The organism is Streptomyces albidochromogenes, assembly GCF_005981925.1.
Lineage (GTDB): Bacteria > Actinomycetota > Actinomycetes > Streptomycetales > Streptomycetaceae > Streptomyces > Streptomyces albidochromogenes.
Window position 1 is genome coordinate 1 of sequence record NZ_VBVX01000632.1, and the last position, 1,210, is coordinate 1,210.

A 1,210-nucleotide genomic window follows, 5' to 3' on the forward strand; every position below is an offset into this window, starting at 1 on the left:
CCTCCTGCTCCTGCTCCTGCTCCTACGGCGGTCCGCCCGGCGACGCGCCGGACGGACCGCCGTAGGAGCAGGAGCAGGAGCAGGAGGAGCTGGAGGAGGGCGGGGGGAAGCAGGCAGCGGCAGGAAGCCCCAGCCGGCTAGTCCTTCACGCCGAAGACCGGCCGCAGCGGCTTCGGCAGCAGGTCGTTGCAGGACGCCTGGGCGGACTGGGTCAGGGAGTCCTGTACGCACGTGTAGTAGTCGCGGTAGACCAGCTGGACCGTGAACGTCGTCGCCACGATCACCAGCGCCAGCACCGCCGTCACCAGGCCGCTCACCGCCGCCGTCGTCAGCGGCCTGCCGGTGCCCGGCGCGGGTGCGGAGGCGGCGGCAGGTGCGGCGCTGCCCGTAGTGGTGTCCTGGCCCCGGGCCGGCTTCGCACGCAGCGCGCTGATGCCCCAGTACAGCGCCAGAGCGCCGAGCAGGAGCGCGATCTCGGGGAGATCGAACAGCGCGAAGAAGAACGCCCACATGCCGGACAGCAGCGCGTAGCGCGCCCGGCGCTGTGCGGGGTCCGTGGGGTCCCAGCGCAGTCCGGGGCCGCTCCCGCCGGACCCCTCGGGGTCGGCCGGGCGCTTGGGGCCGCCGAATCCGCCGCTCTGGCGACCCGGCTGGCGCGGGCTCCACTGGCCGGTCGGCGGACCGTCCTGCTGCTCGCCGCCGTCGTCGTCCTGACCGTCGCCGTTCGCCGGCTTGCGCGGCTGCCACGGCTGGTCGGGCCGCCCCTCGGGCGGCGGCGCGAAGGGGTTGTCGTCGCCCTGCGGCGACGGGGGCGGGTTCGACGAGGACTGGCGTTCCCGCAGCAGCAACTGAGAACCCCGCTGTCCGGCATGCGTCGCGGAAAGCGGCAGGCGGAGAGCCGCGCGGCGGCGTCGGTCCGTCATCTGGTGAACGTCTTCCCCTCAGACCCGGTGCACAACGGGTCTTGTGTGTCGATCTGTTCCCGTCCGGAGACGGATTGTCGCAGTCCGCAGTACGAACCTGTCCCCTGACGCTACCTCCCGGCCACGTACCCGTCCCGTGGGGGCCGCTCGGTGTGCCGGTATCGTTGCCGACGGTTGGCGCCTTCGTAGAGTTCCCCGTATCGGGGGACACGATTCGTTCGTACGACCACACAAACCGCACCATCCGCGAGAAAGAGACCCGCTGTGGCCTCCCCGCCCCCTTCCTG

The 1,210-nt window shown here is 72.3% G+C and carries 1 protein-coding gene; it reads right to left on the bottom strand.

Annotation, left to right across the window (positions count from 1 at the left end; genetic code table 11):
- Window positions 1-137: 137 nt before the first annotated feature.
- The gene (locus tag E2E34_RS34435) at window positions 138-923 is read right to left on the bottom strand and encodes a hypothetical protein (RefSeq protein WP_138905733.1); all 786 of its coding nucleotides are present in this window, start codon (window positions 921-923) and stop codon (window positions 138-140) included.
- Window positions 924-1,210 lie beyond the last annotated feature (287 nt).

Excerpts from the sequence above, each read along its gene's own strand:
- E2E34_RS34435 (WP_138905733.1), bottom strand. The coding sequence starts at position 923 with ATGACGGACCGACGCCGCCGCGCGGCTCTCCGCCTGCCGCTTTCCGCG.